Annotated in this window: 6 protein-coding genes; all 6 read left to right on the forward strand. The window is 67.5% G+C overall.

Going from position 1 to position 6,524, the window contains the following annotated elements; translation table 11 throughout:
- The first annotated feature begins 3 nt into the window (after positions 1 to 3).
- The 6 genes from pyk (at position 4) to AC3WRR_RS33090 (ending at position 6,524) form a co-directional block, all read left to right on the forward strand.
- On the forward strand, positions 4 to 1,440 hold the full coding sequence (gene pyk / locus AC3WRR_RS33065) for a pyruvate kinase (RefSeq protein WP_010812198.1): 1,437 nt from the start codon (positions 4 to 6) through the stop codon (positions 1,438 to 1,440).
- Between the two features lie 50 nt (positions 1,441 to 1,490).
- Complete coding sequence (fba, locus tag AC3WRR_RS33070) at positions 1,491 to 2,555, forward strand: class II fructose-bisphosphate aldolase (protein WP_010812197.1); 1,065 nt, start codon at positions 1,491 to 1,493, stop codon at positions 2,553 to 2,555.
- A gap of 104 nt (positions 2,556 to 2,659) precedes the next feature.
- The gene (locus tag AC3WRR_RS33075) at positions 2,660 to 3,568 is read left to right on the forward strand and encodes a phosphoribosylaminoimidazolesuccinocarboxamide synthase (protein WP_010812196.1); all 909 of its coding nucleotides are present in this window, start codon (positions 2,660 to 2,662) and stop codon (positions 3,566 to 3,568) included.
- Positions 3,569 to 3,727: 159 nt separating this feature from the next.
- Positions 3,728 to 4,225, forward strand: coding sequence for a 5-(carboxyamino)imidazole ribonucleotide mutase (gene purE, locus AC3WRR_RS33080; RefSeq protein WP_010812195.1), 498 nt, complete (start codon positions 3,728 to 3,730; stop codon positions 4,223 to 4,225).
- Between the two features lie 42 nt (positions 4,226 to 4,267).
- Complete coding sequence (locus AC3WRR_RS33085) at positions 4,268 to 5,512, forward strand: 5-(carboxyamino)imidazole ribonucleotide synthase (RefSeq protein ID WP_011614582.1); 1,245 nt, start codon at positions 4,268 to 4,270, stop codon at positions 5,510 to 5,512.
- A 22-nt stretch (positions 5,513 to 5,534) separates the two neighbouring features.
- A complete protein-coding gene (locus tag AC3WRR_RS33090; RefSeq protein ID WP_010812193.1) occupies positions 5,535 to 6,524 on the forward strand; it encodes an L-threonylcarbamoyladenylate synthase in 990 nt (329 codons plus the stop codon).

Genomic DNA, 6,524 nt, shown 5'->3' on the forward strand with positions numbered 1-6,524 from the left:
CGCATGACTCGTTCCACCAAGATCGTCGCCACCATCGGCCCCGCCTCCAGCTCGCTGGAAATCCTGACCCGCATGATCGCGGCGGGGGTCGACGTGGTGCGGCTGAATTTTTCGCACGGCACCGCCCAGGACCATCTCGACCGCGCCCGCCTGGTGCGCGAAGCCGCGCAGGCATGCGGGCGCGAGGTCGCCATCATGGCCGACCTGCAGGGCCCCAAGATCCGCGTCGGCAAGTTCGAGCACGGCAAGATCACGCTCAAGGTGGGCGATCCGTTCATCCTGGATTCGAGCTGCCAGCTCGGCAACGAGCAGCGCGCTGGCCTGGACTACCAGGACCTGCCGCGCGACGTCGGCCCGGGCGACCTGCTGCTGCTCAACGACGGCCTGATCGTGCTGGTGGTGGACCGTGTGTTCGGCAGCGAGATCTTCACCACCGTGCGCGTGGGCGGCGAGCTGTCCAACAACAAGGGCATCAACCGCCAGGGCGGCGGGCTGTCGGCGCCGGCGCTGACCGCCAAGGACATGGACGACATCAAGACCGCCATGGCCCTGGGCGCGGACTACGTCGCCGTCAGCTTCCCCAAGAATGCCACCGACATGGAAATGGCGCGCCAGCTGACCGCCGTGGCCGGCCAGCCGCACGGCCACAAGGCCCGCATGATCGCCAAGATCGAGCGTGCCGAGGCGATCCGCCCGGGCGTGCTGGAAGAGATCCTGCAGGCGTCCGACGGCATCATGGTGGCGCGCGGCGACCTGGCCGTGGAAGTGGGCAATGCCGCCGTGCCGGCGCTGCAGAAGCGCATGATCAAGCTGGCGCGCGAGGCCAACAAGCTGACCATCACCGCCACCCAGATGATGGAGAGCATGATCGTCAACCCGGTGCCCACGCGCGCCGAGGTCTCGGACGTGGCCAACGCCGTGCTGGACGGCACCGACGCGGTGATGCTGTCGGCTGAAACCGCCGCCGGCCGCTACCCCGTGGAGACGGTCGAGGCCATGGCCGCGGTCTGCATCGAAGCCGAGAAGTCCGAGGTGGTGCAGCTCGACACCGATTTCCTGAACCAGACCTTCTCGCGCATCGACCAGTCGGTGGCGATGGGTGCGCTGTTCACGGCCTATCATTTGCAGGTGAAGGCGATTGCCGCGCTGACCGATTCCGGCGCCACCGCATTGTGGATGAGCCGTCACCGCATCCATGTGCCGATCTATGCGATGACGCCCAACCTGGCCTCGCAGCGCAAGATGCAGCTGTACCGCAACGTGGTGCCGCTGCCGCTGCAGTCCAGCGCCGACCGCGACACCGCGCTCGAGCAGGCCGAAGAGCTGCTGCTGGCGCAGGGCGTGGTGCAGCGTGGCGATTTCATCGTGCTGACCATCGGCGAACCGATGGGGCAGCCGGGCGGTACCAACACCCTGAAGATTGTCAGGGTGGGGTATTGAGCGCCGACAGAAAAATACAGAGACACCCAATTTTTATTTAGGAGTTAGACATGCCACTCGTATCGATGCGCCAGCTGCTGGACCACGCGGCCGAGAACAGCTACGGCCTGCCGGCCTTCAACGTGAACAACCTCGAGCAAGTGCAGGCCATCATGCAGGCGGCCGACGAGGTCAACGCCCCGGTGATCATGCAAGCCTCGGCCGGCGCGCGCAAATACGCCGGTGAGCATTTCCTGCGCCACCTGATTGAAGCCGCGGTCGAAGCCTACCCGCACATCCCCGTGGTGATGCACCAGGACCACGGCCAGTCGCCGGCGATCTGCCAGGGCGCGATCGACCTGGGCTTCTCGTCGGTGATGATGGACGGCTCGCTGCGCGAAGACGGCAAGACCCCGGCCGAGTACGAGTACAACATCGACGTCACCCGCAAGGTGGTGCAGCTGGCCCACGCCGTCGGCGTGACCGTGGAAGGCGAACTGGGCTGCCTGGGCTCGCTGGAAACCGGTGAAGCCGGCGAAGAAGACGGCATCGGCGCCGTCGGCGTGCTGGACCACTCCATGCTGCTGACCGATCCGGAGCAGGCCGCCGACTTCGTCAAGGCCACCCAGCTGGACGCCCTGGCCATCGCCATCGGCACCTCGCACGGCGCCTACAAGTTCACGCGCAAGCCCACCGGCGACATCCTGGCGATCAGCCGCATCAAGGAAATCCACGCCCGCATCCCCAACACCCACCTGGTGATGCACGGCTCGTCGTCGGTGCCGCAGGAACTGCTGGAAGAGATCCGCAAGTTCGGCGGCGACATGAAGGAAACCTACGGCGTGCCGGTCGAGGAAATCCAGGAAGCGATCAAGTACGGCGTGCGCAAGATCAACATCGACACCGACATCCGCCTGGCCATGACCGGCGCGATCCGCCGCTTCTTCGCCGAGAACCCGAGCAAGTTCGACCCGCGCGAATACCTGAAGCCGGCCCGCGAAGCCGCCAAGCAGGTGTGCAAGGCGCGCTACATCGCCTTCGGCTGCGAAGGCCAGGCCGGCAAGATCAAGCCGATCGGCCTGACCGATATCGCGCAGCAGTACAAGGCGGGCAAGCTGTCGCAGGTCGTGCAGTAAATGTCCCTAGTCCGCCTTCCGCGCTAGGGGAAGGCGGATTGCAGTTCCGGCCGCCGCGGCACGCATCCAGCGCCCGGCGGCTTCGCCGTTTTATCGGAACCATCATGTCCAACGCTCTCTACCAGTCCTCCATCAACTCGCTGCCGCTGCTGGGCCACGGCAAAGTGCGCGACAACTATGCCGTCGGCAATGACAAGCTGCTGATCGTCACCACCGACCGCCTGTCGGCGTTCGACGTCATCATGGGCGAGCCGATCCCCGACAAGGGCCGCGTGCTGAACCAGATGGCGAACTTCTGGTTCCGCAAGCTCGCGCACATCGTGCCGAACCACGAGACCGGCATCGCGCCCGAGACCGTGGTCGCGCCGGAGGAAGTGGAGCAGGTCAAGGGCCGCGCCGTGGTGGTCAAGCGCCTGCGGCCGATCCTGGTCGAAGCCGTGGTGCGCGGCTATCTCGCCGGCAGCGGCTGGAAGGACTACCAGGCCACCGGCAAGGTGTGCGGGATCGAGCTGCCCGCCGGCCTGCAGAACGCGCAGAAGCTGCCCGAGCCGATCTTCACCCCGGCCGCCAAGGCCGAGATGGGCGAGCACGACGAGAACATCTCGTTCGCCGAAGTCGAGGCCCGCATCGGCATCGCGCTGGCGCGCCAGATGCGCGATATCTCGATCCGCCTGTACAAGGAAGCGGCCGAGTTTGCGGCCACGCGCGGCATCATCATCGCCGATACCAAGTTCGAGTTCGGCCTGGACGACAATGGCGTGCTGACGCTGATGGACGAGGTCCTGACCGCCGATTCGTCGCGCTTCTGGCCGGCCGATTCCTACCAGGTGGGCACCAACCCGCCGTCGTTCGACAAGCAGTTCGTGCGCGACTGGCTGGAAGCCGTGCGCATCGACGGCAAGCCCTGGCCCAAGACCGCGCCGGCGCCGCAACTGCCGGACGAGGTGATCGAAAAGACCGCCGCCAAGTACCGTGAAGCGCTGACGCGTCTGACGGGCGAAGAACTGCAGTAAGTTATCAATTTCCCGACGGTGTTCTCCCTCTCCCCTCAGCGGGAGAGAGCCGGGGAGAGGGGTGGTTTAGCAAGGCGCCACGCGTCGGGAAACGCCAGCCCTCTCCCCCGGCCCCTCTCCCGCAAGCGGGAGAGGGGAGCAAACAATCAAGGATCTGAAGTGAGCAAGCAAGACAAGCCGCTGGTCGGCGTGGTGATGGGCAGCAGTTCCGACTGGGACGTGATGCAGCACGCAGTGGCCATGCTGAAGGATTTCGGCGTGCCGTTCGAAGCCCAGGTGGTGTCCGCGCACCGCATGGCGGACGACATGTTCCGCTATGCCGAGAGCGCGCGCAGCCGCGGCATCCGCGCCATCATCGCCGGTGCCGGCGGCGCCGCGCACCTGCCCGGCATGATCGCCGCCAAGACCATCGTGCCGGTGTTCGGCGTGCCGGTGCCGTCCAAGTACCTGCGCGGCGAGGATTCGCTGCTGTCGATCGTGCAGATGCCCAAGGGCGTGCCGGTGGCCACCTTCGCCATCGGCGAGGCCGGTGCCGCCAATGCCGCGCTGCACGCGATCGCCACGCTGGCCACCACCGACGAGGCGCTGGCCGGCGCGCTGGAAGCATTCCGCGCGAAGCAGACCGAAGCCGCGCGCGCGATGACTTTGCCACTGTAATGCTGCCGCTGTAATCATCCGGACATCCCACGGAACCTAGCAATGCCCACCGATATCCATCCCTATCTCTCCGAAGCCCACACGCCGGAATCGCGCGCCGAGTTCGGCGTCGACCGTCCCGACGCGCCCATCCTGCCTGGTGCGTGGCTCGGCATGCTGGGTGGCGGCCAGCTCGGCCGCATGTTCACGCATGCGGCGCAGGCGATGGGCTATCGCGTATGCGTGCTCGATCCGGACCAGGACAGCCCGGCCGGTTCGGTGGCGGACAAGCATATCTGTGCGCAATACACCGACGAGGCCGCGCTGGCCGAGATGGGCAAGCTGTGCCAGGCGGTAAGCACCGAGTTCGAGAACGTGCCGTCGCTGTCGCTGGACCGGCTCGAGCAGCTGGGCGCCTTTGTCGCGCCGCGCGGCTACTGCGTGTCGATCGCGCAGAACCGCATCGGCGAGAAGAAGTTCTTTGCCGCGTGCGCCGAGCGCACCGGCGTGTCGCCGGCCCCGCACTGGGTGATCCAGCACGATGCCGATGTCGACCAGCTGCCCGACCACGTGCTGCCCGGCATCCTCAAGACCGCGCGCATGGGCTACGACGGCAAGGGCCAGGCGCGCGTGAAGACGCGCGACGACGTGCGCGCCGCCTGGAACGCCATGCAGCATGTGCCGTGCGTGCTGGAGCAGATGCTGCCGCTGGCTTATGAGGTCTCGGTGCTGGCCGCGCGTGCCGCGGACGGCTCCACCGCCACCTGGCCGCTGGCCGAGAACGTGCACCGCGACGGCATCCTGTTCTCGACGGTGATGCCGTCGACCAGCGTGTCGCCCGAGATCGCCGACCGCGCGCGTGCCGCAGCGGCTGCCATCGCCACGGAGATGGGCTACGTCGGCGTGCTGTGCATCGAGTTCTTCGTGCTGACCGACGGCTCGCTGGTCGCCAACGAGATGGCGCCGCGCCCGCACAACTCCGGCCATATCACCATGGATGCGTGCGAGACCAGCCAGTTCGAACAGCAGGTGCGCGCCATGGCGCGGCTGCCGCTGGGCAGCACGCGCCAGCACTCGGCCGGCAAGATGCTGAATCTGCTGGGCGACGTGTGGTTCGAGTTCGGCCTGGAGCGCACGCCTTCCTGGGACGAGGTGGTGGCGCAACCCGGCGCCAAGCTGCACCTGTACGGCAAGGGCGATGCGCGCCCGTCGCGCAAGATGGGCCACGTCAACTGCGTGGGCGAGCATGCCGAAGCGGCCGACGCCGCCTTTGCCGCCGCCGCGCAGGCGCTGCATATCCCGCTCTGAAGCCATAGCTCCAAGGAACACGATGTCGCCGCGCATGCCCACGGCCGCTGAACTGGACGAAGCCGTCCGCCTGCTCGAGGCCGGGCAACTGGTCGCCTTTCCCACCGAAACCGTCTACGGACTCGGTGCGGATGCCGAGAACCCCGAGGCGGTCGCCCGCATCTTCGCGCTCAAGGGCCGGCCGTCGAACCATCCGGTGATCGTCCACGTGGTGGACGGCGCCGATATCGGCTACTGGACCGACGAGGTCCCCGAGGCAGCGCAGCAACTGATCGACGCGTTCTGGCCCGGCCCGCTGACGCTGATCCTGAAGCGCGCCGCGCATATCCATCCGGCCGTCGCCGGCGGCCAGGACAGCATTGGCGTGCGTTGCCCCTCGCACCCCGTGGCGCAGGCGCTGCTGGCGCGCTTCAAGCGCGGCCGCGGCGGCATTGCCGCGCCGTCGGCCAACAAGTTCGGCCAGGTCAGCCCGACCACCGCGCAGCATGTGCGCGATGAATTCGGCGATGCGGTCTATGTGCTGGAAGGCGATGGCGTGGAGGTCGGTATCGAATCGACCATCGTCGACCTGTCGCGGCTGGACCAGGGCATCGGCCCGGTGCTGCTGCGGCCGGGGGCGATCACCGCGGCGATGATGGCGCAGGTACTGGGCGCGGCCCCGCTGCCGCCCGACGCGGCCGCGCCGCGGGCTTCAGGCACGCTCAAGGCTCACTACGCGCCGCACACACCGCTGCTGCTGGCCGATGCGCAAGCAGCTTCGGCGCAGCTGGCCTCGCTGCCGGACGATGCCCGCGTGGCGTGGGTCGGCCGGGCGCCGCTGGTGGACCAGCGCTGTACCTGGGTGCAGGCGCCTGCGGATGCGGCGGCCTATGCGCGCGAGCTTTACCGCTTGCTGCGCAAGCTCGACAAGCAGGGCTATACGCAGCTGATGTTCGAGGTGTTGCCTGAAGGGCAGGATTGGGCGGGGGTGCGGGATCGGCTGGAGCGGGCAGCGGCGGCGTTTGGGGGATAG

The organism is Cupriavidus sp. FW305-3-2-15-C-LB2, from assembly GCF_058787575.1.